The sequence below is a fragment of the Mogibacterium pumilum genome (assembly GCF_002243385.1).
Taxonomy (GTDB): Bacteria; Bacillota; Clostridia; order Peptostreptococcales; family Anaerovoracaceae; genus Mogibacterium; species Mogibacterium pumilum.
The window spans coordinates 1,169,727-1,171,884 of record NZ_CP016199.1 but is presented as its reverse complement, the minus strand read 5'-3'; the positions used below and the strand labels follow the sequence as shown (position 1 = coordinate 1,171,884).

Sequence of the window (2,158 nt, the reverse complement as noted above, 5' to 3'; positions counted from 1 at the left end):
AATAGGGTAGAGCGAGGGCGTTAGCCCTCAACCCTCCCGTTGCACCGTACGTACGGGTCTCGTATACGGCGCTACATCAACATAGAATCAAGCGTTAATTCAGATAATACGCCAAAGGGTCGACCAATCCCGGTCGGCTCTTTGTCTTTTTGCCAAGTATCGTTGGATTGAGCAGGAAATTAATATCCCGAATAGTAGCCATTCGGTACCATCCCTGCCTTGCGTTTGCCACGCTTAACAATCTTTTCTCCTCAAGGCCACATTCCTGAATCCTATTCAGAGCCATCAGGTTCTTGAATATGGTCTTCGGCTTTTTCCACTGTTTGAGTATCACTACTCTCACCTTGTGCCTCAGCCATTGTCCATATTCATCAAGAAAGCCTTTCATGCTACCGATTCTGTAGTAGTTTATCCACCCCCGGATGAGCCAGTTCAGTTGCATAAAGGTAGACTTTATGGTTCGCGCAGCCGCTTTCTTCCGACAAAGAATCTCACGAGTCTTCTCATAGAGTTTCTTCTTTCGGTCTTTGGCAAGCCTGCACTTCCAACCGTCTTTGCTCTTCCAGAATGTGAATCCCAGAAAGTTACTCTTCGTAGGTCTTACTACCTTTGTCTTAGTGGCACTGACTCTCAGCCGAAGTTTGCGCTCCAGCCAGCTTGTCACAGACTTCATCACTCTGTCTGCCGCCATTTCACTTTTCACGAAGATGTCGCAGTCGTCAGCGTATCTGACAAAATGAAGTCCCCTTGATTCCAGTTCCTTGTCGAGCTTGTCAAGGTAGATGTTGGATAGTATAGGTGAAAGAGGTCCACCTTGCGGTACCCCTTCTTCACTTGGGCTTACCAAGCCATCTTCCATGACTCCAGCTCTTAGAAACTGTCGAATCAGTCGTAGCGTTTTCGCATCATTAATGCGTTCTCTGAGTATTGAAATTAACTTGTCATGGTTTACCGTGTCGAAATACTTCTCGATGTCAAGGTCTATCACCCACTCATATCCCTCGTTGAGGTATTCGAGGGCTTTCTCTATCGCTCCATGGCAATCTCTGTTCGCTCGGAACCCATAACTATGGTCACTGAAATATTTGTCATATCCCAGAGACAGTATCTGTGCTGTCATCTGCTGTACAACTCTGTCTGTGACTGTCGGTATTCCGAGAGGTCTCTTCTTGCCGTTGGCTTTAGGTATGTAGACCCTTCTTACCGGACTCGGCCTGTATTTACCTTCACGTATCTGAGTCTTCAGCTCTTCCCTATGAAGAGTAAAATACACGTCAAGTTCATCTACCGTCATCCCATCGACTCCGGCTGCACCTTTGTTTCGCTTGACGTTCTTGATTGCCTCGTCAATATTCCTGTCCTGTAATATCCATTCGATTAATTCCACTTGTTGCTCCTCTTTCTGTTCGTAAAACTGCCGGAAATCATCCCCTCTACCTTTTGCCTCCACAGACTTACGTTTCTGCTTTCAGAGCATATCCTCGATTTCGGATTATTCCGACCTTGCTTGCAGTGATTTGCAATACATTGACATTAGACCCTTCCCGTTCGTGCTCCCGGTACTATGGTCTAAGCTGACTCCCGGACGCAAGCCTTTTCCGCACGTGTTTCCACGCCGTCCGGGTCTCCCGGGGTAAGACATAGTTCTTTCGCCACACAACCTCCGGATTTACTGTCTCGGTGATACGTTTACCTTTTGGGCTTCGGTTTGTGTAGCAACCTCACCCACCGTTTAGCCTTGTATCCGGTTTCTGTTCGTAGGCTCGATGGCTTTGCTACACCGCTTCCTTCACTTGAGCATTACTGCTTTCCGCTTGCGGTTCGCTACACTTGGCGGTAAATACCCGTGACTGGACTCTCACCAGTAAGAACTGTGCCATGCCCGGCACACCGACAAAAGGTCGGTAGCATATGCCACCGACCTTAATACATCTAAAAGTTCAGGTTCTATAAATTCTTTTGGGGTTTAGGAGGTACCTATCCATTTCATTGTGGTGTTTTAAACCCCTACCTATACACTTGTTGGGGTAATAAAAAAACACCCCAAAAAAATCAATGTTGTCCCTGACAAGGGGTACACATCATAATTTGGATAATCTAAAAAGGACGGAGATTTAACCATGATTAGTTAAATTCTCCGTCCTTTGTTGTTCCTCAA

At 46.5% G+C, this 2,158-nt stretch carries 1 protein-coding gene; it reads right to left on the bottom strand.

Translation table 11 applies throughout. The features are described from left to right. Positions 1 to 94: 94 nt before the first annotated feature. Positions 95 to 1,450 carry a group II intron reverse transcriptase/maturase gene (gene ltrA, locus AXF17_RS05635; protein ID WP_237049005.1) on the bottom strand — a complete coding sequence of 452 codons (1,356 nt, stop codon included), beginning with the start codon at positions 1,448 to 1,450 and terminating at the stop codon, positions 95 to 97. Positions 1,451 to 2,158 lie beyond the last annotated feature (708 nt).